This window comes from Frigoribacterium sp. SL97, assembly GCF_026625765.1.
In the GTDB taxonomy this organism is placed as follows: Bacteria; Actinomycetota; Actinomycetes; order Actinomycetales; family Microbacteriaceae; genus Frigoribacterium.
On the sequence record NZ_CP113062.1, the window covers coordinates 641,221 to 662,955 of the forward strand.

Sequence of the window (21,735 nt, forward strand, 5' to 3'; positions counted from 1 at the left end):
GGGCCGTGAGCGGTCCCGGGGTCGCGACCCGCGCCTCCTGGGCTCCCGGGGTCGGCCGTTAGGCTGGTGCGGGCCGTCCGGTCCCGCCCGCCGGTGCACGAGCGGCGCCGCCCGTTCGCCCTCTCGTCGCCCGTCCCCGAAGGAGCCGCGCCATCGAAGCCGTCGTCATCTCGATCCTCGCCCTGGCGATCGTCGTGCTCGTGGTCATCCAGGTGATCTACCGTCGCCGCGTGCTGCAGCGCCGGGAGGCCTCCGGTCAGCGGGTCGTCGGCCGCGGCACCTACGTCGTGTTCGGCGTGATGGCGGCGTTCTTCCTCTTCGCGGTGTTCGTGTTCCCGCTGCTGGTGCGGGGGTAGTCCGTGTCGAACCGGGTCGTGTCGCACCGGGTCGTGTGGCACCGCACCGCGTCTCGTGCATCCCACCGTGTCTAGTCGCGGTGCCGTGCACGAACTGCGGTGTGCTGTGCCGGCCGACGTCGAGGCGTGCCTGGCCGTCTGGGTCGCGGCGTGTGCTGCACGCGACGGGCGAGCGTTCGATGGGGTCGCCGAGCGGGCCCGGCCGAAGTTCGGCGCGGGCGTCGTCTGGCTGGTCGCGGACGCGCCCGTCGTGGACGGGCCCGACGTGGACGGGCCTCGTGGCGTCGACGGGTTCGTGCTCGCGACGCGGCCCGGCAGCGGTTTGCCGGGCGACCCCGAGGACGCCCCCGTCGTCGGCCTGCTGGCTACCAGGCCCGGCGCCCAGGCGCGCGGGCTGGGGCGTGCCCTCTTGAGGGAGGCGACCCGCCAGCTCGGCGCGCTCGGCCACCACCGCGTCGCCTTGCACGCGCTCCTCGACAACGTCGCCGCGGTCGGGCTCTACGAGAGCGAGGGGTGGGTGGCCGCGGGCGACCCGTTCGAGCACTCGCTGCTGAAGCGGCCCACGCAGCGGTTCGACCGGCTGCTCTGAGCCGAGCTCGTCGGCGCCGCAGCCGTGACGTCAGCGGTCGGCCACCGCCGTCGGATCGGCCAGGCGTCGGACGACGCCGTCCTGGGTCACGACGACCAGGTGCTGCCCCCAGAACTCGTACGTCAGCACGTCGTCACGCGACGTCCGCCAGAGCTCGCGGCCGCTCGACCGGTCGAGGGCGACGATCGCCAGACGCCCGTCGACCCCGAAGGTCTGCTGGTAGACGGTCGTGCGGCCCTGGGCGAGGGGTGCCGAGTACCCCGGCAGGGTCGCCTCGAAGACCACGCGCCCGTCGTGGGCGTCGAACGTCGTCACGGTCGAGGTCTCGTCGCCGAAGTCGCTGGACGGTGAGACGGTGACCTGCACGTCGTCGAAGGCGGAGCTCGGCGAGGGGTTCCACCCCGACTGCACCGTCTGTCCGCGGGCGACCGGGACCGTGGTCGACCACACGGTCTCGCCGGTCGAGGGCGACAGGCAGGTGACCGCGCTCCGACCCACGGGTCCGTCCGCGTCGGCGGTGTCGCCCGCGTCGGCGGTGTCGCCCGAGTCGTCGGAGCCCCTCGGCCCGGCGACCACCGGGTCGCCGCTCACGACGGGGGCCGTGACCGTGACGCACCGGTCCGACACGATCAGCGAGGCGTCGCCCGACAGGTCGGCGGACCAGTCCACGGTGCCCGGCCGGTCCTGCGAGAAGGCGACCAGCTGCTGCCCGGAGGGGGCGGCGAGCGTCACGACGACGTGGTCGCCGGCCGCCTCGGGCCAGCCGTAGGTGTCGTCGTCGATCGGCAGGCGGTGCACGTCACCGGTGGCGGCGTCGATCACCCGTGATCCGTCGCCGGCCGTCGTCAGCACGTAGAACTCGTCGTCGACGAGCCTCACGGTGGCCTGCGACGGTTCGTCGGCTCGCCACGACACGGCGTCGGGGGCGTCGAGGGCACGGAGCTCGTACCCCGTCACGTCGCCCTCGTCGGTGGTCGGCCCCGAGCCGTCGGGCCCGAACCTCGTCCGGGGCTGGTGCGAGACGAGGACGGTCGTCGTCGAGACCTCCTCGATGCGCGTCACCTGGTCGGGATCTGACGACTCGACCGCAGACGACCAGTCGGTGACCTCGCCCGTCCGCAGGTCCAGCCGGGCCAGGGTCGAACCCGCGTCGACCTCGACGACCAGGGTGGCGGTGCGTCCGTCGGCGTCCGGCGTCACCCGGACCGACCGCACGGCCCGCCCCAGGGCCGTGGCCACGTTCGCGCTCCACACCACGTCACCGGTGTCGCCGTCGACCCGGGCCAGGCGCCCTCCGGCACCCCCGCAGCGGTCGGACTGCTCGGCCGACTGGGCGGTGACGAGCGCGTCGTCACCGACCATCCCGGCGAACGCGTAGTAGGCGCACCCCGAGGGCATGCCGGGCGTGGCCGCACCGGCCAGGTCGGTCCGCCAGACGGTCGCCGTGGGCTCGGACCGCAGGTCGTCGACGAGCATCGTGGGGCGCACCGGCTCGTCGTACCGCGGTTGCATCGCGAGGCCCGCGCCGGCGACGAGCGCGGTCACCACGGCGACGGCGCCGACCGTCAGCCCGAGGCGGCGAGCCCGGGAGGCGCGGCTCCACCCCCGGCGCAGCGCACGACCCGTCCGGCGTCCGACCGCCTGCAGCGGGGGTCGCCCCGCGCGCCGTCCTGCTCCGGTGGCCTCCACCCCGTCGTACCCGTCGCGAGCATCGACGTCGGCTGCGTGCTCGTCGGGGTGACCGGTCGCGGAGGCGGGCGTCGCCGGGGAGCCGGCCCGCGCCTCCCGGGCTGCCGCCGGGCGCTCGGGACGCGTCGGCTGCCACGGTCGTCCGTCCACGATGCCCCCCTCGCCCGCCATGCTACGAGACGCGGCCGGTCCGCCGGTATGCTGGCGCGTCGTCCCCCGAGACGGGGCGACCCCATCGCCCGCACCACCCAGGAGGCAGCATGAGCACCGTCCCCAAGGCCCGGGGTCTCAGCACCCTGTGGCGCACGAAGTCGGTCGAGTCGTCGCTCGCCGACTCGACGGGGCCCGAGAACGGGCTGAAGCGCTCGCTCGGCGTCACCGACCTGACCCTCATGGGCATCGCCGTCGCCGTCGGGGCCGGCATCTTCTCGGTGGGCGCCAACGCCGCCGCGAACTTCGCGGGCCCGGGCGTGACGCTGTCGTTCATCCTCGCGGCCGTCACCTGCGGCCTGGCGATCATGTGTTACGCCGAGTTCGCCTCGACCATCCCCGTCGCGGGCAGCGCGTACACCTTCACCTACGCCACCCTCGGCGAGTTCCTGGCCTGGATCATCGGGTGGGACCTCATCCTCGAGACCCTCACCGGCGCGGCCGTGCTGGCCAAGTACTGGGGCATCTACCTCAGCACCGTGTTCTCCGGCTTCGGTCTCGACGTGCCCGACACCCTGTCGATCGGGCCGCTCGAGCTGAGCTGGGCGCCGTTCGTCATCGTCGCGTTCTTCACCGTGCTGCTCGTCCTGGGCACGCAGCTCAGCTCGCGCGTCGGCAGCGTCTTCACCGTGATCAAGGTCGCGATCGTGCTGTTCGTCATCGTCGTCGGCTTCTTCTTCGTCAAGTCGTCGAACTACACGCCCTTCGTCCCGGCGTCGCAGCCCCGCCCGGCCGGCGAGGGAGACGTCTGGACGCAGTCCCTCTTCTCGTTCGTCTCGGGTGCCGAGCCCGCGCAGTACGGCGTCTTCGGCCTGCTCGCCGGCGCCTCGCTCGTCTTCTTCGCCTTCATCGGGTTCGACGTCGTCGCGACCAGCGCCGAAGAGGTCAAGAACCCGCAGAAGACGATGCCCCGCGGCATCTTCCTGGGCCTGGCCATCGTCACCGTGCTCTACGTCATGGTGTCGATCGTGCTCACCGGCATGGTGTCGTACCGCGACCTCGCCGCCGTCGAGGCCCCGACCCTGGCCACGGCCTTCGACCTGGTCGGCGTCGGCTGGGCCGCCCAGGTCATCGCCATCGGAGCCCTCATCGGCCTGACGACGGTCATCATGGTGCTGCTGCTCGGCCTCGCCCGCATCGTCTTCTCGATGGCACGCGACGGCCTGCTGCCCCGCTGGCTCGCGAAGACCTCGGCCGTCCGCAAGACGCCCGTGCGCGTCCAGGTCATCGCCGGTGTGCTCGTCGCCCTGATCGCCGGGTTCACCGACGTCGGCGTCCTGGAGGAGATGATCAACATCGGCACGCTGTCGGCCTTCGTGCTGGTCAGCATCGGCGTCATCGTGCTGCGGCGCACGCGGCCCGACCTGCCGCGCGCGTTCCGGGTGCCGCTGTCGCCCGTGCTGCCGATCCTGTCGGCGGTGCTCTGCGTCTGGCTGATGTTCAACCTGACCACGCTCACCTGGGCACGGTTCGCCGTCTGGCTCGTGATCGGCGTCGTCGTGTACTTCGCCTACGGGCGTCGGCACTCGCGGGTGGGTCTCGGGGAGGACGCCGCCGCCCCGGCACCCGCCGTCGACGCCGGTGGCCGTCCGAACTGAGCGGCACCGCCGACCGACGGAGGACCCCGTCCCGGACGATGCATCCCGATCCTTCGGGGGCCGTCGTCGGGGACGGGGTCCTTGCGCTGTGCCTTGGGGAGTGGCCGGCGGGGTGTGACCGGCGGGGCCGGGCCGGGCGCGCCTCCTCGGCCTCAGGAGGCGCGGTGCGGCGCAGGAGGCGCGGCGCCGGTCAGGAGGCGCGGTGCGGCGCAGGAGGCGCGGTGCCGGTCAGGAGGCCGGGGGCGTGTCGAGCGCGTCGACGGCGGCGACGACCTCGTCGACCTCGGTGCGGGTCGTGTAGTCGACGTGGACGTCGGCAAAGACGACCTTGCCGTCGCGGTCGACGACGAGGACGGTCGGGAACGGAACGTCGGCGGTCGCGTCGGCGTTGCTGTCGGCGACGTCGAATCCGAGGTCGGAGTGCACCGCACGGGCGGCCGCGACCGGCTCGGTCTGGATGCCCAGGGCCCGGACGAACACGTTGCCCGGGTCGGACAGCACCGGGAACTCGAGGCCGCCGTTCGCGACGGACCGTTCGCTGCCCTCGGGCGTCTGGGGGCTGATCGCGACCAGGGCGACGCCGCGCTCCCGCAGTTCGGGCAGCAGGTCGGCCTGGTAGGTCTTGAGCGTCAGGTTGCAGTACGGGCACCAGGCGCCGCGGTAGAAGACCAGGACGGCCGGGCCCTCACCGACGGTCTCCGACAGCGAGACCTCGTCGCCGGCGGTCGTCACGAGCGTCGCGTCCACGATCGTGTCGCCCACCCGGACGGCGGCCGCGGGGACGCCCGTGTCGCGGAGGGCCGACTGCTCGTCGTCGAGGACCTTCGTGGCCTCCGTGCCGATCTCGGCGGTGAACCCCTCGTTGAACTCGGTCACCTTGTCGGCGATGCGGGTGGGGATGGGGGAGTCGGCGTTCGACATGGGGTCCTCTCGACCGTGACGGGGTGCACCGGGTTCGGGCCGGTCACCTCGGTCGAGGGTAGGCGGATGCGCGCCCGGGGGACCGCACGGGGCGGGGTGGTGTTCGCAATCGTCCGGCCGCGGCCCGGCTCGGGACCGGCCGCGCGCCCGTCCTCGGCGGCCGCACGGCGCCCCGCACGGGCGTGTTGGCTGGTGCGGTGCAGACGTTCCTTCCCTACGCCGACTTCCGTGCCAGCGCCGAGGTGCTCGACGACAAGCGTCTCGGCAAGCAGCGGGTCGAGACGCTCCAGGTCATGCGGGCGCTCGTCGTGCCCGGCTACGGCTGGCAGAGCCATCCGGTCACCGCGATGTGGCGGGGGCACCGGCCGGCGCTGATGGCCTACCAGGTCGAGACCTGCGCGGCGTGGGTCGCTCGGGGCTTCGCCGACACCTGCCTGGACAAGACGCTGGCCACCCTCGACGAGGTCCCCGCCGACGCGGCGGCGTTCCGCGCGGACGAGTTCGAGCTGCCTCCGTGGTTCGGTCGGGAGGACGTCCACCGCTCGCACCGGTCGAAGCTGCTGGCGAAGGCACCCGAGGCCTACGCCGCGGCGTTCGGCGACGAACCCGCCGACCTGGACTACGTCTGGCCCGTGCCGACCTCGGGCGACGCGTCGCGGTGACCGCGCGGGGTGACCGGGCGGGGTGACCGGGCGGGGTGACCGGCGGGGTCAGGCCGTGCGCGGTGACCGGACGGGGTGACCGGGCGGGGTCAGGCCGCGCGCGCCTCCAGCAGGTCGAGGGCGGCGACGATCTCGTCGACCTCGGTCCGCGTCGTGTAGTCGGTGTGGACGTCGGCGAAGACGACGACCCCGTCGTGGTCGATGACGAGCACGGTGGGGAAGGGGATGTCGCCCGTCGCGTCGGCGTTGCTGTCGGCGACGTCGAACCCGAGCTGGGTGTGGACGGTGCGGGCGTCGGCGCTCGGTTCGGTGCGGATGCCGAGCGCGCCGCTCAGCACGTTGCCCGGGTCGGACAGCACGGGGAACTCCAGGCTGCCGTTCGTCACCGACGCCTCGGAGCCCTCGGGGGTCTGCGGGCTGATCGCGACGAGCGCGACGCCGCGCTCCCGCAGGCGCGGCAGCAGCTCGGCCTGGTAGGTCTTCAGCGTCAGGTTGCAGTAGGGGCACCAGGCACCGCGGTAGAAGACGAGCACGGCGGGCCCCTCGCCGACGGTCTCGGCGAGCGAGACCTCGGTGCCCTGGGGCGTCAACAGCGTCGCCTCGACGACGGTGTCGCCGGGTCGCACGGCGTCGTCGGGCACGCCGGCCTCGCGCAGGGTGCTCCGCTCGTCGTCGAAGACCTTCGAGAAGTCGGGGCCGATCTGCGCGGTGAAGCCCTCGTTGAACTCGGTCACCTGCTCGGCGATGGTGGTGGGGGTGCTGGCGGTGCTGCGGGTGTCGGTGGGGTTGCTGTTCGACATGGTCGTCCTCTCGCGCTGACGGGCTCGCCGGGTACGGCCGTCGGGTGTCGCTGATCGTAGGCACGTCACCTCGGACCGACGCCGATCCGCGTCACGGGGCGTCACACGCGGCCGGACGGCCGGGCGCTCGGGCTCTCAGGCGCTCGGACCCTGCCCTGCCGATCGCCCCTGCATCCCGGCGCTGCTCGGTCGCCGACCCATGCCGCCACGATGTAAACATCCCGCCACACGATTGCGTGGCGGGATGTTTACATCGTGGTGGCGTGGTGGCGTGGTGGCGTGGTGGCGTGGCGGTCGGGCAGGCGACCGTCAGCTCTGGCAGTGAGGGCACCAGTACGTGTCGCGCAGTTCGAGTTCGCTCTCGCCGAGCTCGCCCCTCATGATCTTGGTGCCGCAGCGCAGGCACGGTTTGCCCGCCCGGCCGTAGACCCAGTCGGTCGTGCCGCGGAGGTTGCCGGTCGTCGTGCGGTCGACGCGGTCTTTGTTGGCCTGGATCAGCCGGTGCGCGAGGTCGATCATCTTGGGCCGGTTCTCGACCTCGCCGACGGGACGGGTCGGGAGCACGCCTCTCAGGAAGCAGAGTTCGTTGCGGTACACGTTGCCGACACCCGCCAGCACCCGTTGGTCGAGCAGCGCGAGCCCCACCTCGCGGGACGGGTCGGCCTCGAGGTTGGCGAGGGCGCGCGCGGCGTCCCAGTCGGGGCCGAGGAGGTCGGGGCCGAGGTGCGAGACCACGCTGTCGTCGTCGTCGCGGGCCACGAGCTCGACGATGCCGAGGTCGAACCCGACGGCGACCCAGTCGGCGGTCTCGAGCACGACGCGCGCCTGGTAGGCCGGACGTCTCCACTTCGTGCCGTGCCGGTAGACGTGCCACGAGCCCTCCATCTTGAGGTGCGTGTGCAGCGTCAGGTCGCCGATGTGGTGCAGCAGGTGCTTGCCGCGGGCGATCACGTCGTCGATCACCTCACCGCTGAGGTCGACGGTCGCGAACGCCGGCACCCGGAAGTCGCTGGCGGTGAGCGTCTGGCCGTGCAGGACCGCGTCGAGGTTCTTGGCGGCGCGGTAGACGGTGTCTCCTTCGGGCATCGGTCAGGCCCTCAGCCGAATGCCGCTCGGCGTCGGTGCGAACCCCGCGTCGCGCAGGGCGTCGCCGAGGGCGGTGCCCAGAACGAACTCGCCGTCGACCCGTTCGACCGCGAGCTTGCCGATGCGGTTGCGCACGGTGGCGGCCAGCGAACCCGCGGCCAGGGCGAGCTCGCGCTCGTCCGGCTCACCGAAGGTCAGCACCGTCTTGCCGCCGCGCTCCACTTAGACGACGAGCCGCCCGTCGACGAGCACCACGAGCGAACCGGCCTTGCGCCCCGGGCGGTGACCGGACTTCTTCTTGCCGCCCGCGCCTCCTGGGGTGTCGCTCGTCGCACGGTCGTCGCCCCCGAGGAGGCGCGGGTCGAGCCGGCGGCGGAGCCCGCCTCGGCGCGCTCCCCGGCTCCGGTCGCCGTGGTCGCCGCCGCCGCGGTGGCGGCTCGTGCCGCCGCGCTCGCCACGGCCGCGGCCTCGTCGGCGGAGGCGCCGTCGAGCGTCTGCCCGGGCCAGGGCAGGGCCGCCCCGTAGGGGTTCGCCGGGTCGGTGGCGGCCAGGGTCACCACGGGCACGTCGCGCTGACGACCCGCGGCGACGAGGGTGTCGTCGTCGCGGCGGTCGCCCTCGTCGCGCACGAACGACCGCAGGCGGTCGACCGTGGGCCCGGTCGCGAACTGGGCCGCCCCGAGGCCCTCGACGAAGTAGCCCCGTCGGGCCCGCCCCGTCTCTTCGAAGCCGCTGAGCACCTTGTAGGCCGTCGAGAAGCCGCCACGGACGCCCTCGTTGACGACGGCGCCGCGGGTGACGACGCCGTGACGTTCGAGGAGGATCTCGGCCGTCGCGGCGGCGCGCACGGTGCCGTCGGGTTCGGCCAGCGGCAACAGCGACCAGCGGCCGCCGACGGTGGGCGGGCCCGCCTGTCGAGGCATGGCGACCCGGCCGCGGCTGCGGTACGACGAGCGCGACCGCGTCGGGGTGCGCGGCCTCGGCGTGCGTCCGCCGCCCACCTGGGTGCGCAGGGGCGCGAACGTGTCGTTGGTGATCTGCCCGGCCCAGACGAGCTGCCAGATCGCGGTGACCAGGGCGTCGTCGTCGGTGCTGCCCACGGCGTCCGACAACTGGCGGAAGAAGTACGCCCCGCCACCGGCCAGGGCCGCCAGCACCTCGCGCTGCAGGTCGTCGGTCTCGGCTCCGGACGGCTCGGGCAGGGTGACCTGGGCTCCGTCGGCGAGGTGCAGGCTGACCCAGCCGTCGTTGCCGGGCAGGGTGCCGGTGCCGGACCAGATGACGTCGCCGGTGGCCGTGAGCTCGTCGAGCATCGACGGGTTGTAGTCGGTCACGCGGGCCGGCAGGATCAGGGACTCCCAGGCCGAGGCAGGCAGCGAGACCCCGCTGAGCTGGTCGACGACCTGCACGACGCCGTCGAGGCCGCGCAGGCCCGACCCCTTGAGCCCGGTGGCGACGTGCTGCCAGGCGGGCAGGAAACGCCCGAGCGTCTCGGGGGCGACCGGCTCGACCTCGTGCCGGAGCGCGGCCAGCGACTTGCCGCGCAGTCGGCGCAGCACCTCGGAGTCGCACCACTCGCTGCCCTGCTGTCGGGGGCGGAACTCGCCCTCGACGACGCGACGCTGGGTGGCGAGCTTCCGCAGGGTGTCCATCACGACGGCGGTGCCGAGGCCGAGACGGTCGGCCACCATGGCGGGAGTGAAGGGGCCGTGGGTGCGGGCGAACCGGCCGATGAGGTCGCCCAGCGGGTCGTCGACCGGTTCGACGAAGGCGGTCGGCACGCCGATCGGCAGGGCGACGCCGAGGGCGTCGCGGAGGCGCGAGGCGTCCTCGATGCCGGCCCAGCGCACCGTGCCGGCGTGGGTGAAGCGCAGGACGCGGTTCGACCAGGCGAGGTCGGTCAGGGCGGTCTCGAGCGCGCGGTGGGCGTCGTCGCGGGCGGCCACGTCACCGGCGACGAGAGTCGCCGCGAGCCAGCTGCGGTCGATGATCTCGTCGGTGGTCAGCGGGCCGAGCAGACGCAACAGGTCGACGACGCCCTCGATGTCGCGGGCCCGGCGGTCGGGGGCGAGGCGCTGCAGTTCGAGCTCGTGCTGGTCGATGACGTCGGCGTCGAGCAGCTCGCGCAGCTCGGCCCGGCCGAGCAGCTCTTGCAACAGGCTCGAGTCGAGCGACAGGGCGGCCGCACGACGCTCGGCGAGCGGCGAGTCGCCCTCGTACATGAAGGCCGCGACGTAGCCGAAGAGCAGCGACCGGGCGAAGGGCGAGGGCACCTCGGTCTCGGTCTCGACGATGCGCACGGTGCGGCTGGCGAGGTCGCGGGTGAGGCTCATCAGGGCCGGCAGGTCGTACACGTCCTGCAGCACCTCGCGCACGGCCTCGAGCACGATCGGGAACTGCGGGTACTTGCGGGCGACGTCGAGCAGCTGCGACGAGCGCTGACGCTGCTGCCAGAGCGGCGACCGCTTGCCGGGGTTGTACCGGGGCAGCAGCAGGGCCCGGGCGGCGCACTCGCGGAAGCGTGACGAGAACAGGGCGGAGCCGCCGACCTCTTCGGTGACGATCTCGTCGAGGTCGTCGAGCTCGAACGAGAACAGCTCGGCCCCGGGAGGCTCGGCATCGGTGTCGGGGATGCGCACGACGATGCCGTCGTCGGCAGCCATGGCCCCGCCGTCGACCCCGAGCTGGTCGCGGATGCGGGCCGAGACCGCCAGTGCCCACGGCGCGTGCACCTGCATGCCGTAGGGGGAGTGCAGGATGAGGCGCCAGTCGCCGAGCTCGTCGCGGAAGCGCTCGACCACGAGGGTGGTGTCGGTCGGCACGTACGACGTGGCGGCCTTCTGCTCGCCGAGGAACGCGATGAGGTTGCGTGCCGCGCGCTCGTCGAGCCCACCGGCGGCGACGCGCGTGGTGGCGTCGGCCTCGCTCGAGTTCGACAGCTCGCGGACGTAGCCGCCGATGGCCTTGCCGAGCTCGGCCGGGCGGCCGATGCCGTCGCCCTTCCAGAAGGGGACGCGACCGGGCTGGCCGTAGGCGGGCGAGACGAGCACGCGGTCGTGCGTGATGTCCTCGATGCGCCAGCTCGTGGCCCCGAGGGCGAACACGTCGCCGACCCGGGACTCGTAGACCATCTCTTCGTCGAGTTCGCCGACGCGGGCGGCCTTCTCGCCGACCATGAAGACGCCGAACAGACCCCGGTCGGGGATGGTGCCCCCGCTCGTCACCGCGAGGCGTTGGGCCCCGGGGCGACCGGTCAGGGTGCCGTGCACGCGGTCCCAGACGATGCGAGGTCGCAGCTCGGCGAACTCGTCGGAGGGGTACTTGCCGCTGAGCAGGTCGAGGGTGGCGTCGAAGGCGGAGCGCGGCAGGGTGGCGAACGGGGCGCTGCGACGCACGGTGTCGAACCAGGCGTCGGCGTCGAGTTCGTCGAGGGCGACGGCCGCGACGGTCTGCTGGGCCAGAACGTCGAGGGGGTTGGTCGGCACGCGCAGCTCTTCGATGAGCCCGGCGACCATGCGCTCGGCTGCGACGGCGGAGTGGATCAGGTCGGCCCGGTGCTTGGGGAACAGGACGCCGCGGGAGGTCTCGCCGACCTGGTGCCCGGCGCGGCCGACGCGTTGCAAGCCGCTGGCGACCGACGGCGGCGACTCGACCTGGATGACCAGGTCGACCGCACCCATGTCGATGCCGAGCTCGAGCGAGCTCGTGGCGACGACGCAGCGCAGTCGGCCGCTCTTGAGGTCGTCCTCGATGAGGGCGCGTTGGTCTTTCGACACCGAGCCGTGGTGGGCCCGGGCGAGCAAGGGATCGCTGCCGGCGGTCTGCCCCGAACCGCCCATGAGCTGGGCCGGCGCCCCGCCGCCGACGGCCGGGTTGCGCTGCGCGGCGGGTGCCGGGGCGAAGGGGTCGACGGCGTCGGCGGCCGCGTCGTCGCCGACCGGGCCGGCGGTGACCAGCTGGCCCCGCGCCTCCTCGGTGGCACGCTCGGCGGCTTCGAGGTCGCCGCCCTGGCGTTCGATCCAGATGTCGTTGAGGCGGGCCGTGAGGCGTTCGGCCAGGCGGCGTGAGTTCGAGAAGACGATGGTCGAGCGGTGCGCGGCGATCAGGTCGACGATGCCCTCTTCGACGTGGGGCCAGATGGAGCCCTGCGGCGCGGCGCCGGCGGCCGAGCCCTCGAGCGGGGCGGCGGTGCCGAGCTCGGTCATGTCGTCGACCGGGACGACGACCCGCAGGTCGAACTTCTTGTCGGCGCGGGGGTTGACGATGGTGACCGGTGCCGGGCCGGCGAGGAACCGCGCGACCTCTTCGGGCGGCCGGACGGTCGCGCTGAGCCCGATGCGCTGGGCGGGTTTCTCGAGCATGGCGTCGAGGCGTTCGAGCGAGAGGGCCAGGTGGGCACCGCGCTTCGTCGAGGCGACGGCGTGGACCTCGTCGATGATGACCGTCTGCACGCCCTTGAGGGTCTCGCGCGCCTGCGACGTGAGCATGAGGTAGAGCGACTCGGGCGTCGTGATGAGGATGTCGGTCGGCGTGCGGGCGAGACGGCCGCGGTCGCTCGAGCTCGTGTCGCCGGAGCGCACGCCCACCGTGATGTCGGGAGCCTCGGTGCCCAGGCGTCTCGCGGTCTGGGTGATGCCCACGAGCGGTGAACGGAGGTTGCGTTCGACGTCGACGCCGAGCGCCTTGAGCGGCGAGATGTAGAGGACCCGGGTGCGGTGCAGCTTCTCGTCGGGCGGGGGTGACGAGGCCAACGAGTCGATCGACCAGAGGAACGACGCGAGCGTCTTGCCCGAACCGGTCGGCGCGATGACGAGGGCGTGGTCGCCCTGGCTGATGGCCGTCCAGGCGCCTTCTTGAGCCCGGGTCGGCGCGGCGAACGCCCCCCGGAACCACTCACGGGTCGCGGGGGAGAAGCGGTCGAGCACGTCGGTCATCGTTGCCATCCTGCTCTGCACCACCGACATTCCGCCGAGGGGCTCAGCTCAGCACGGTGGCCTCGCCTCGGCGTCCCGAGCGTGCCGCGAACGCGTCCAACGCCTCGAGGACATCGTCCGCGCGCCAGATGGTGCCCATCTTGTACTCGGCCTTCTCCTTCAGCACTCCCGATTCGACCAGCCGTCGGAGCAGGGGGTAGACGTTGCTCGGGGCGAGCGAGAGCCGGGAAGCGGCCGTCGTGGCGTCGAGGACGGGTTGGTGGACGAGCAGGTCGAGCAGGCGCCAGACCGACGAGTCGCTCCGCGCGGTGACGCGGGTCGACCAGGATGCCCGGACGTCGTGGAGCTCGTCGACGAGCGTCCGGGCGTTCGCGACTGCCCGGAGGGACGCCTCGGCCGTCAATCGCACGATGGGGTCGAGTTCACCTGCCCGGTACGCCGTCAAGGCTCGGTGGTAGGCATCGACGTCGGTCAGCAGGCCTGCCGAGACCGGCACCGTCACGGACCGCGTGACCCCCTTGGACCGCAGCATCGCCTGGGTGAGGGAGCGCCCCGTCCGACCGTTTCCGTCGGTGAACGGATGGATCGTCTCGAACTGGGCGTGCGTCACGGCCGCCTGGACGAGGACGGGCAGGTCGTCGCGTCGTGCGAATTCCAGGCAGTCGTCGAGGAGTCCGGGGACCCGCGCGCTGACCGGGGCGACGAACTCGGCACCGAGGGGGCTGGTACTGCTCCGACCGATCCAGACCTGCTCGTTCCGGAGGGCGCCCGGAGTGTGTCGTGGGTCCGCAGCCATCAGCGTGGCGTGCATCGTGAGGACGGACGCCCTGGTCAGTTCGTCCGCCAGGTCGATCGCGGCCGACATGGCGCGTGTGTTCGCCGCGATCAGGGTCGCGTTGCGCTTGCGTTCATCCCCGAGCTCGGCCGAGAACACGGATCGGGCGTTGGCGGTCAGGTTCTCGATGCGCGACGAGGCGAGGGCCTCGCTGCGGAGCAGCAGCGGGGCGAAGGCCGCCACTTCGCCGCCGAGGGTGGCATCGAAGCGAGTCAGTTCGAGAGAGGCGTCCTCGGCCAGAGCGCGGACCTCGGGCGACGGAGCGGGGTCGAGTGCGCCGATGAGGGGCGGCACCGCCGCGCGGAACACGGTCGACCCGAACGGCTCGGCACGGAATCCGGCCGTCGGGCGACCGGACGGCACCCATGCGACCTCTTCGTGGTCGAGCGGCGGCCAGGTGGCGGTCACGGCACCTCACAAGTCAGAATCCGAGCGCGTACTTTTATGACTTATCACCTCAAGTCATAATTCGCTGGCACGAGATTATGGTGTCTCCACCCGGTGTGCAACCTCGCCGACCGTGTCGGTCGCCCCGGCTACGGTGGGCGCATGCCGAACCTGCTCCACCTCGACTCGTCCGCCGACCTCACGACGAGCCGCTCCCGTGCGATCACCGCCGCGTTCGCCGACGCCTGGCGCGACCTCGGCGCCGACCACGCGGTCACCCGGCGCGACCTGCACGTCGACCCGCTGCCTCACCTGAGCGACAGCTCGTTGCACTGGCCGCCGCGGCTCCGGCAGCCGGGCGACGCCCCCGATCCCGCCCACGAGGCCCTGCAGCAGGCCCTGATCGCCGAGCTCGTCGCCGCCGACGTCGTCCTGATCGGTGCGCCGCTCTACAACTACTCGCTGCCCTCGACGCTCAAGGCCTGGGTCGACAACGTCCACCTGCCCGGCGTCACCGCGCCCTTCGACGGCGACGACCAGCAGCCGATGCTCGGACGACCCGCGGTCGTGGTGACCAGCCGCGGCGGCGTCTACGACGACGGCACGCCCACGGCCGGCTGGGACCACGCCACCCCGGTCCTCGAGATCGTCCTGGGGGCGACGCTCGGCATGCGCGTCGAGACGATCGCGACGAACCTCACGCTCAGCGACCGGCTGCCGATGCCCGAGGCCGCCCGCGAGCGAGCGACGCGCGAACTGCGAGAGGCGAAGGAGGCGGCGGTCGCCTCGGCTCGTCGCCTCGGGTGACCGTGTCGTCGCGTCGACGAGGCGGCCGTCGGGCCGGGGCCGCACGCCGCGTGAAGTCGGTCGTCGCGCGCGTGTTCGGCATGCTGGCCGCGGCTCTCGCGATCGTCGGACTCGTCCGGCTCCTGCAGGGGCAGGCCGGGTTCGGGGCGGCGTTCCTCTTCGCGGCGTTCGTCTCGGTCGTCGTCGCCTACGCGCTGGTCCGCAGCGTGAACGCGTCGCGCCGCTGAGCCCCTGCAGTCTGGGCGGGTCGGCGGGCGGCGTGGCTAGGCTCGACGGCATGCAGAGCCGCACCCTCGGAACCCGTTCACCCTTCCTCGCCGACCGTCCCGTCTCGGTCATCGGTCTCGGCACCTGGCAGCTCGGTGCCGACTGGGGCGACGTCAGCGAGAGCGACGCGCTCGACGTGCTGGGCGCCTCCGTCGAGTCCGGGGTGACCTTCTTCGACACCGCCGACGTGTACGGCGACGGGCGCAGCGAGCAGATCATCGGGCGCTTCCGTGCGTCGAACCCCGACGTGCCCCTCACTGTCGCGACGAAGATGGGCCGTCGGCTCGACCAGGTGCCGTCGAACTACGTCCGCGACAACTTCGTGGCCTGGACCGACCGTTCGCGTCGCAACCTCGGCGTCGACACGCTCGACCTGGTGCAGCTGCACTGCCCGCCCACCCCCGTCTTCGAGAGCGATGCGGTCTACGACGCCCTCGACGAGCTGGTCGAGAACGGTGCGATCCGTGCCTACGGCGTCAGCGTCGAGGAGACCGCCCAGGCCCTCACCGCCATCGCCCGACCGAACCTCGCGACCGTGCAGATCATCTTCAACGCGTTCCGTCTCAAGCCCCTCGACGAGGTGCTGCCGACCGCACGACGGGCCGGCGTCGGCATCATCGCGCGCGTCCCCCTCGCCAGCGGACTGCTGTCGGGCACGTACACGACCGAGACGACGTTCGCCGAGAACGACCACCGCACGTACAACCGCCACGGCGAGGCCTTCGACCAGGGCGAGACCTTCAGCGGTGTCGACTTCGAGCAGGGCGTCGCCGCCGCGCAGGAGTTCGCCGCGGCCGTGCCCGACGGCGTCACCGTGCCGCAGGCCGCCCTCGCGTGGATCGTCGAGCAGCCGGGCGTCAGCACGGTCATCCCCGGAGCGCGCAACGTCGCGCAGGCCACGGCGAACGCCGCGGCCGGCAGCGTCGGCGAGCTCGACGACGGGCTCGACAGCGAGGTCGTCCGCATCTACGACCAGTACTTCCGCGAGGCCGTCCACCCCCGCTGGTAGACCGGGTGCCGGCGGGCCGGCCCGGGGTCAGCGCCCGCGCGGTGCCGACACGAGTCGGCCCAGCAGTGCGACGCCCGACCCGATGAGCAGCCCGCCGACGACGTCGGACGTCCAGTGCGCCCCCACGTGGAGGCGCGACCACGAGACCGCACCGGCCAGCGGCAACAAGGCTGCCGCGGCTCCCGGCGACTCGATCGCGACGCCCGTCACGAAGCCGGCGGCACAGGCCGCGTGGCCGGACGGGAACGACGCGGACAGCGGCTGGCTGCGCAGACGTCGCTCGATCGGGACGTCGTCGATCAGGGGCCGGTTGCCGCCGAAGATGCGCTTGCCGACGATGTTCGCCATGGCGCTGGCGAAACCGAGCGACAGGGTGCCCCGCACCGCGGCACGACGCTGGCCGACGAGGGCGAGTCCCGCGGCGACCGCGGCCCACAAGAGTCCGTGGTCGGCGAAGTGGCTGAGGCGGCTGAGGTTGCGGTCGACGACCGGCACTCCTCGGACCGAGTTGATGCGTTTCGCGGCCCGTCGGTCGGCGCGCAGCACCCAGGCGGGCAGGACCTGACGGGGAGTCTCGGAAGGCAGTGGCAGCAGGGGCACGCGACCACCGTATCTTTCCCCGGGGGTGGTGCCGCGCCTCCTCGGTTCCTGTCGTCGCTCCGCGCCGTCGACGTCACCCCCGACCGGGGTACAAGCTGGGCCGGCGCGCCCACTCCGCCGCGTACACCGGGGGCATGGCAGACAACATGTACACCCCGCAGAACCCCGTCACCCAGTACCCCCAGCCTCCGTTCGAGCACCAGCAGCAGAGCGCTCCCGGCGACGTCCACGCCATGAAGCCCGAGCCCGACCACGGCGAGACCAGCTACGTCGGCAGCGGTCGCCTCGCCGGCCGCAAGGCCCTCGTCACCGGTGCCGACAGCGGCATCGGCCGCGCGACGGCCATCGCCTTCGCCCGCGAGGGTGCCGACGTCGCGCTGAGCTACCTCGCCGAGGAGCAGTCCCAGGCCGAGGAGGTCGCCGCACTCGTCCGCGAGGCAGGTCGTACCGCCGTGCTGTTGCCCGGCGACCTGCAGGTCGAGCAGACCAACGTCGACGTCGTCGAGAAGACGGTCGCCGAGCTCGGTGGCCTCGACATCCTGGCGATCATCGCCGGCGTCATGCCGACCGTCAGCAGCATCGACGACTTCGAGACCGAGACGCTCGACCACGTCCTCAAGGCCAACATCTACCCGCTGTTCTGGTTGACCAAGGCCGCCTCGACGCACCTGAAGCCAGGGGCCTCGATCATCACGACCTCGTCGATCCAGGGCTTCCAGCCCTCGCCCGACCTCGCCGAGTACGCCGTGTCGAAGGCCGGCATCGCGAACTGGACCCGGGCCATGGCCCAGCAGCTGGCCGAACGCGGCATCCGCGTCAACGGCGTCGCGCCCGGCCCCGTCTGGACGCCGCTGCAGCCCGCCTTCGTGCCGAACGAGAAGATCGAGAGCTTCGGCTCGGAGGCCGCCTACGGCCGCCCGGGCCAGGCCGTCGAGCTCGCCCCGTCGTTCGTCTTCCTGGCGAGCCAGGAGTCGAGCTACATCAGCGGCGAGACCATCGCCGTGACGGGTGGCACGCCGATCCACTGATCACCCTCCGCCCTCGAGGACGCCGTCCAGTGGACCGGGCCCCGCGACACCACGCGGTGCCCCGTCCGCTGGGCGGCGTCCTCGCGCGCGAGGCGGGCGAGGTGGGCGAGGTGACCCCCCCAATTCGGACCGGCGGGCGTGGGTCCACCCGGCCCGCACCGGCGGGCGTGGTCCACACGGCCCGCACCTGCGGGGCAGGTCCGACAGGCCCGCACCGCCTGGCCCGAGCCGGGCTGGGCCCGGCTCAGGGGTGCCGCACGCCCTCGCCCGCGATCACGGCCCGGTACCCCTCGCGGAAGGTCGGGTACTCGAAGGTGAATCCCGTGCCGCGTAGTCGTGCGTTCGACAACCGCTTGTCGCCGCCCGCCTGACGACCCCGAGGAGGCGCGCTCGGCGGCACGGGCGACCCCAGTTCGTCGGCCACGAACGCCAGCACGTCGTCGAGCCTCGACGGCTCGTCGTCGACCCCCACGTACAGGACGTCGGTCGGCTCCGAGGTGGTGGTGAGGTGCACGATCGCGGCCGCCGCGTCGTCACGGTGGATGCGGTTCGTGTGGGGAGAGCTGCCGGCCGGCTCGGCCAGCCGCGCGTCACCGTCGCGCACCTGGGTGATCAGTCGCTCCCGGCCCGGGCCGTAGATGCCGCCGAGGCGCAGGACGATGCCGTCGGGACGACGTGCGTGCAGCAGGGCCTCGGCCTCGAGGATGACCTCGGCCGTGGGGGAGGCACCGGTCGCCGGCGTGGTCTCGTCGACGACGCTGCCGTCGTCGACGTCGTACACGGCGGTCGACGAGACGAACAGCACCCGGGCGTCGACCGCCCCGGCCTCGTCGAGTGCGTCGAGGACGTTCCGCAGGCCGTCGACGTAGGACGCCCGGTAGGTGTCGACGTCGCGGGACCCGGCCGAGAGGGCGACGACGACGATCTCGGTGTCGGCGGGCAGCGTGGGGCGGGTGTTGCTCAGGTCGATCGAGACTCCCTCGATCGAGGTCGGCAGCTTGCCCGCCGAGCGACGGAGGCCGAGGACGCGCTGCCCGAGGGCGACGAACCGCAGGGCGGCCTCGGTGCCGAGGTCGCCGCAGCCGGCGAGGACGACGGTCACCGGCTCGCCTCGTCACGCGAGGGCGTCGACTCGGACGCGAACCGGTCGGTCGCCGCGATGAGCGCGTCGAGGATGCCCGGCTCGTCGAACGAGTGGCCGGCGTCGTCGACCAGGACGAACTCGGCGTCGGGCAGGGCGGCGTGCAGGTCGAAGGCCGTCGTCGCCGGTGTGCACAGGTCGTAGCGGCCCTGCACGATCACCGTCGGGATGTGCGAGACGAGGTGTGCGTCGCGGATCAGCTGGCCCTCGTCGAGGAAGCCACGATGGACGAAGTAGTGGTTCTCGATGCGGGCGAAGGCCAGTGCGAACGCCGGGTCGGAGTACCGCTCGACCAGGTCGGGGCGGGGCAGCAGGGTGATCGCCGAGGCCTCCCACGACGACCAGGCCACGGCCGCGGGGCCGTGGACGGCGGGGTCGGGATCGGCGAGGAGTCGCGCATAGGCCTCGATCAGCCCGCCGCGGCGCCGCTCGTCGGGGGGCACCGGGGCGAGGTAGCCCTGCCACCGGTCGGGCAGGACGTTCGACGCCGGGCCCTCGTAGAACCAGTCGAGCTCGCTCTGTCGCAGGGTGAAGATGCCGCGCAGCACGAGCTCGGTGACGCGTTCGGGGTGGGTCTCGGCGTAGGCGAGCGCGAGGGTCGAGCCCCACGAGCCGCCGAACACCTGCCAGCGGTCGATGCCCAGGTGCTCGCGCAGGGTCTCGAGGTCGGCCACGAGGTGGCGGGTCGTGTTCGTCGAGAGGTCGGTGCCGAACGTGCCGGCGTGGGGTGTGCTGCGACCCGCCCCACGTTGGTCGAGCAGCACGATGCGGTACCGGTCGGGGTCGAACAGGCGGCGGTGCGCGGGTGACGACCCGCTGCCGGGCCCGCCGTGCAGGAAGACCACCGGCTTGCCGTCGGGGTCGCCGCATTCTTCCCACCAGACCTGCTGGCCGTCGCCGACGTCGAGCAGGCCGGAGTCGTGGGGTTCGATCTCGGGGTAGAGCTGGCGCATGCGGACGAGCGTAGCCGGGGGAGCCGACACCGGCAGGGGAGGCGCGGCGCCTGGGGGCGACGACCCGCGCCTCCTCGTCCGGGGAGGAGCCGTCGTCCGACGGACGGTCGCGGACGGGCTCAGAGGCGGGCGACGGTCAGGTCGTCCTCGACGCCGTCGAACCAACGATCGAGCACGGCCCGGAACTCGGGTTCGGCCGGGTCGGCCCGCGCGAACAGGGTCATCGACGAGCGCAGCTTGAGGGCGTCGATCCCGCCCATCAACTCGCCGGCGCTCGCGGCGTCCGCCCGGGCCGCGACGCCCGCCGCCTCGCGCAGGCGCGGGCCGAGCAGGGGATGGGCGAGGTAGGCCCGCGCCTCGTCGAGCGATCGGATCGCGTAGGTGCGGTCCATGCCGCTGCGGCCGAGGCCGGAGATCTGCGGGAAGACGAACCACATCCAGTGCGAGGTCTTCCGCCCGCGGCGCAGCTCGGCCAGGGCCTGGTCGTGGGTGCCGCCGGCGTCCTGCGCGTCGACGTACCGTCCGAGGTCGAAGGGATCGCTCATCGCCCCGTTCTACGCGCCGCGGATCGAGCCGTCTCCCCCCTGGCGCGGAGGCCGAGGACGGCGCTACCCTGGTCGGCTGCCCTGCCGGGCGGCGGACCACGTCCCCGCCACGACCCCGGAGCCCCCGTGACCGACATCGTGATCGATGGGATCGTCGTGCCCGACACCCTCGAGCCCCGTTCCGACGCCGGAGCCGACGCCGATGCCGGCCACGACGCCGATGCCAACCGCGCCGACCGCGCTGACCACGCCGCACGCGTCGCCGCCTACGTCGAGGCCATCGGCCTCGAGAACGCCGTCCAGGCCGAGGTGCTCGGCTTCGGCGACCTCGACTTCGGCCCGGCCGAACAGCTGCCGCAGTGGCACGACCGGTTCACGCCGCGGCGGCTGTTCGTGGTGCGGTCCGGTGGTCGCATCGTCGGCCAGGCCACCTACGAGACGCTCGCCGACCCGACCGTCACGACCTGCTGGCTCTGGGTCGCCGTCGCCCCCGAGCACCGCCGCCGGGGGCTCGGCACGGCCCTGCTCGACCACGTCGAGGCCGTCGCCCGCGCGGCGGGCAGGACCGACGCGATCTCCTTCGTCGCGTCCGGCCAGGGCTCGCGCCCCGCCCCGGGCGACCGCCTCGAGGCCTCGACCGGTCACGGATGGGTGCCCCGCGCCTCCTCGGAGGTCCGGTTCGCGCTCTCGCGCGGCTATGCGCTCGGCCAGGTCGAGCGCATCAGCCGCCTGCCCCTGCCGGTCGACGAGGAGGCGCTGGCCGCGATCCGCTCCGAGGCGCTCGCCGCGGCGGGGGACGAGTACCGCGTCCACACCTGGTCCGGCCCCACGCCTCCGCGCTGGCGGTCCGACGTCGCGGCGATGGCGACCGCGTTGAGCACCGACGCACCGATGGGTAACGTGCCGGAGCCCGAGGACGTCTGGACCGTCGACCGCCTGGTCGAGGCCGAGCAGCGACGCGCCGCGAGCGGGCGGGCCTCGCTGACCGCGGCGGCCGAGCACGTGCCGACCGGCCGACTCGTCGCGTGCTCCGACCTCGCGGTTCCCGACGACGCGTCGCGGCCCGCGATGCAGCAGATGACCCTCGTGCGGCGTGAGCACCGCGGGCACCGGCTGGGCTGGCTCGTCAAGGTCGCCAACCTCGACCGACTGATCGCGGAGAAGCCGGGACGCCCGTCCGTGCTGACCTTCAACGCCGAGGAGAACCGGCCCATGCTCGCGGTCAACGAGGCCGTCGGGTTCGTGCCGATCGGCGTCGAGGGGGTGTGGCACCGGCTGCTGTGAGGCGGGAGGCGGGCCTGCCGGTCGGTCGGGCCCG

At 73.0% G+C, this 21,735-nt stretch carries 20 protein-coding genes; 9 read left to right on the top strand and 11 right to left on the bottom strand.

The features are described 5' to 3' along the window. Nucleotides 1-200: 200 nt before the first annotated feature. Both OVA02_RS03130 and OVA02_RS03135 read left to right on the top strand, forming a co-directional pair. On the top strand, nt 201-356 hold the full coding sequence (locus OVA02_RS03130) for a hypothetical protein (RefSeq protein WP_156155614.1): 156 nt from the start codon (nt 201-203) through the stop codon (nt 354-356). Nucleotides 357-423: 67 nt separating this feature from the next. Further along, the gene (locus OVA02_RS03135; protein WP_162234587.1) at nt 424-945 is read left to right on the top strand and encodes a GNAT family N-acetyltransferase; all 522 of its coding nucleotides are present in this window, start codon (nt 424-426) and stop codon (nt 943-945) included. Between the two features lie 30 nt (nt 946-975). On the opposite strand, the gene OVA02_RS03140 is transcribed toward OVA02_RS03135, so the two are convergent. Then, on the bottom strand, nt 976-2,784 hold the full coding sequence (locus OVA02_RS03140) for a PQQ-binding-like beta-propeller repeat protein (RefSeq protein ID WP_157485183.1): 1,809 nt from the start codon (nt 2,782-2,784) through the stop codon (nt 976-978). A 110-nt stretch (nt 2,785-2,894) separates the two neighbouring features. On the opposite strand from OVA02_RS03140, the gene OVA02_RS03145 reads away from it, so the two are divergent. Further along, nucleotides 2,895-4,442, top strand: a complete 1,548-nt coding sequence (locus OVA02_RS03145; RefSeq protein ID WP_056043796.1) for an APC family permease — start codon at nt 2,895-2,897, stop codon at nt 4,440-4,442. 228 nt (nt 4,443-4,670) lie between these two features. On the opposite strand, the gene OVA02_RS03150 is transcribed toward OVA02_RS03145, so the two are convergent. Beyond that, nucleotides 4,671-5,363 carry a peroxiredoxin-like family protein gene (locus OVA02_RS03150; RefSeq protein WP_056043793.1) on the bottom strand — a complete coding sequence of 231 codons (693 nt, stop codon included), beginning with the start codon at nt 5,361-5,363 and terminating at the stop codon, nt 4,671-4,673. Between the two features lie 197 nt (nt 5,364-5,560). On the opposite strand from OVA02_RS03150, the gene OVA02_RS03155 reads away from it, so the two are divergent. Next, entirely contained in the window at nt 5,561-6,025 is a 465-nt protein-coding gene (locus OVA02_RS03155; RefSeq protein ID WP_056043790.1) for an MSMEG_6728 family protein, read from the top strand. An 89-nt stretch (nt 6,026-6,114) separates the two neighbouring features. On the opposite strand, the gene OVA02_RS03160 is transcribed toward OVA02_RS03155, so the two are convergent. The 5 genes from OVA02_RS03160 to OVA02_RS03180 all read right to left on the bottom strand — a co-directional run bounded on the left by OVA02_RS03160 (nt 6,115) and on the right by OVA02_RS03180 (nt 14,088). Next, nucleotides 6,115-6,825, bottom strand: a complete 711-nt coding sequence (locus OVA02_RS03160; protein WP_056043787.1) for a peroxiredoxin-like family protein — start codon at nt 6,823-6,825, stop codon at nt 6,115-6,117. Between the two features lie 309 nt (nt 6,826-7,134). Further along, nucleotides 7,135-7,911, bottom strand: coding sequence for an Fpg/Nei family DNA glycosylase (locus OVA02_RS03165; RefSeq protein ID WP_267659241.1), 777 nt, complete (start codon nt 7,909-7,911; stop codon nt 7,135-7,137). 3 nt (nt 7,912-7,914) lie between these two features. Continuing rightward, nucleotides 7,915-8,133: a hypothetical protein gene (locus OVA02_RS03170; RefSeq protein WP_267659242.1), complete on the bottom strand. Its 219-nt coding sequence runs from the start codon at nt 8,131-8,133 to the stop codon at nt 7,915-7,917. Further along, the gene (locus tag OVA02_RS03175; protein WP_267659243.1) at nt 8,106-12,845 is read right to left on the bottom strand and encodes a DEAD/DEAH box helicase; all 4,740 of its coding nucleotides are present in this window, start codon (nt 12,843-12,845) and stop codon (nt 8,106-8,108) included. The genes OVA02_RS03170 and OVA02_RS03175 overlap by 28 nt, the downstream gene beginning before the upstream one ends. A 43-nt stretch (nt 12,846-12,888) precedes the next feature. Beyond that, nucleotides 12,889-14,088 (bottom strand): Fic family protein, encoded by a 1,200-nt coding sequence (locus OVA02_RS03180; protein ID WP_267659244.1) that lies wholly within the window; start codon nt 14,086-14,088, stop codon nt 12,889-12,891. Between the two features lie 141 nt (nt 14,089-14,229). Here OVA02_RS03180 and OVA02_RS03185 point away from each other — a divergent pair, with 141 nt between their 5' ends. The 3 genes from OVA02_RS03185 to OVA02_RS03195 are packed head-to-tail and all read left to right on the top strand — an operon-like array spanning nt 14,230 to nt 16,150. Then, complete coding sequence (locus OVA02_RS03185) at nt 14,230-14,874, top strand: FMN-dependent NADH-azoreductase (RefSeq protein ID WP_267659245.1); 645 nt, start codon at nt 14,230-14,232, stop codon at nt 14,872-14,874. Nucleotides 14,875-14,924: 50 nt separating this feature from the next. Further along, nucleotides 14,925-15,101: a hypothetical protein gene (locus tag OVA02_RS03190; RefSeq protein WP_157485182.1), complete on the top strand. Its 177-nt coding sequence runs from the start codon at nt 14,925-14,927 to the stop codon at nt 15,099-15,101. A gap of 50 nt (nt 15,102-15,151) precedes the next feature. Next, complete coding sequence (locus tag OVA02_RS03195; protein ID WP_267659246.1) at nt 15,152-16,150, top strand: aldo/keto reductase; 999 nt, start codon at nt 15,152-15,154, stop codon at nt 16,148-16,150. Between the two features lie 27 nt (nt 16,151-16,177). Here the strand turns inward: OVA02_RS03195 and OVA02_RS03200 are convergent, their stop codons facing one another. Beyond that, nucleotides 16,178-16,750, bottom strand: coding sequence for a phosphatase PAP2 family protein (locus tag OVA02_RS03200; RefSeq protein WP_056043774.1), 573 nt, complete (start codon nt 16,748-16,750; stop codon nt 16,178-16,180). Nucleotides 16,751-16,884: 134 nt separating this feature from the next. Between OVA02_RS03200 and OVA02_RS03205 the strand changes: the two genes are divergently transcribed. After that, on the top strand, nt 16,885-17,778 hold the full coding sequence (locus tag OVA02_RS03205) for an SDR family oxidoreductase (protein ID WP_123571344.1): 894 nt from the start codon (nt 16,885-16,887) through the stop codon (nt 17,776-17,778). Nucleotides 17,779-18,022: 244 nt separating this feature from the next. Here the strand turns inward: OVA02_RS03205 and OVA02_RS03210 are convergent, their stop codons facing one another. From OVA02_RS03210 to OVA02_RS03220, 3 genes are all read right to left on the bottom strand, one after another. Next, on the bottom strand, nt 18,023-18,880 hold the full coding sequence (locus OVA02_RS03210; protein WP_267659247.1) for an NAD-dependent epimerase/dehydratase family protein: 858 nt from the start codon (nt 18,878-18,880) through the stop codon (nt 18,023-18,025). Continuing rightward, nucleotides 18,877-19,872 carry a prolyl aminopeptidase gene (gene pip, locus OVA02_RS03215; RefSeq protein ID WP_267659248.1) on the bottom strand — a complete coding sequence of 332 codons (996 nt, stop codon included), beginning with the start codon at nt 19,870-19,872 and terminating at the stop codon, nt 18,877-18,879. The genes OVA02_RS03210 and pip overlap by 4 nt, the downstream gene beginning before the upstream one ends. Before the next feature lie 119 nt (nt 19,873-19,991). Next, nucleotides 19,992-20,417, bottom strand: coding sequence for a DUF1810 domain-containing protein (locus tag OVA02_RS03220; RefSeq protein ID WP_267659249.1), 426 nt, complete (start codon nt 20,415-20,417; stop codon nt 19,992-19,994). A 126-nt stretch (nt 20,418-20,543) separates the two neighbouring features. Here OVA02_RS03220 and OVA02_RS03225 point away from each other — a divergent pair, with 126 nt between their 5' ends. Then, complete coding sequence (locus OVA02_RS03225) at nt 20,544-21,701, top strand: GNAT family N-acetyltransferase (protein WP_267659250.1); 1,158 nt, start codon at nt 20,544-20,546, stop codon at nt 21,699-21,701. Nucleotides 21,702-21,735 lie beyond the last annotated feature (34 nt).

Excerpts from the sequence above, each read along its gene's own strand:
- OVA02_RS03145 (WP_056043796.1), top strand. The coding sequence starts at position 2,895 with ATGAGCACCGTCCCCAAGGCCCGGGGTCTCAGCACCCTGTGGCGCACG.
- OVA02_RS03150 (WP_056043793.1), bottom strand. The coding sequence starts at position 5,363 with ATGTCGAACGCCGACTCCCCCATCCCCACCCGCATCGCCGACAAGGTG.
- OVA02_RS03160 (WP_056043787.1), bottom strand. The coding sequence starts at position 6,825 with ATGTCGAACAGCAACCCCACCGACACCCGCAGCACCGCCAGCACCCCC.
- OVA02_RS03165 (WP_267659241.1), bottom strand. The coding sequence starts at position 7,911 with ATGCCCGAAGGAGACACCGTCTACCGCGCCGCCAAGAACCTCGACGCG.
- OVA02_RS03175 (WP_267659243.1), bottom strand. The coding sequence starts at position 12,845 with ATGACCGACGTGCTCGACCGCTTCTCCCCCGCGACCCGTGAGTGGTTC.
- OVA02_RS03185 (WP_267659245.1), top strand. The coding sequence starts at position 14,230 with ATGCCGAACCTGCTCCACCTCGACTCGTCCGCCGACCTCACGACGAGC.
- OVA02_RS03195 (WP_267659246.1), top strand. The coding sequence starts at position 15,152 with ATGCAGAGCCGCACCCTCGGAACCCGTTCACCCTTCCTCGCCGACCGT.
- OVA02_RS03205 (WP_123571344.1), top strand. The coding sequence starts at position 16,885 with ATGGCAGACAACATGTACACCCCGCAGAACCCCGTCACCCAGTACCCC.
- pip (WP_267659248.1), bottom strand. The coding sequence starts at position 19,872 with ATGCGCCAGCTCTACCCCGAGATCGAACCCCACGACTCCGGCCTGCTC.
- OVA02_RS03220 (WP_267659249.1), bottom strand. The coding sequence starts at position 20,417 with ATGAGCGATCCCTTCGACCTCGGACGGTACGTCGACGCGCAGGACGCC.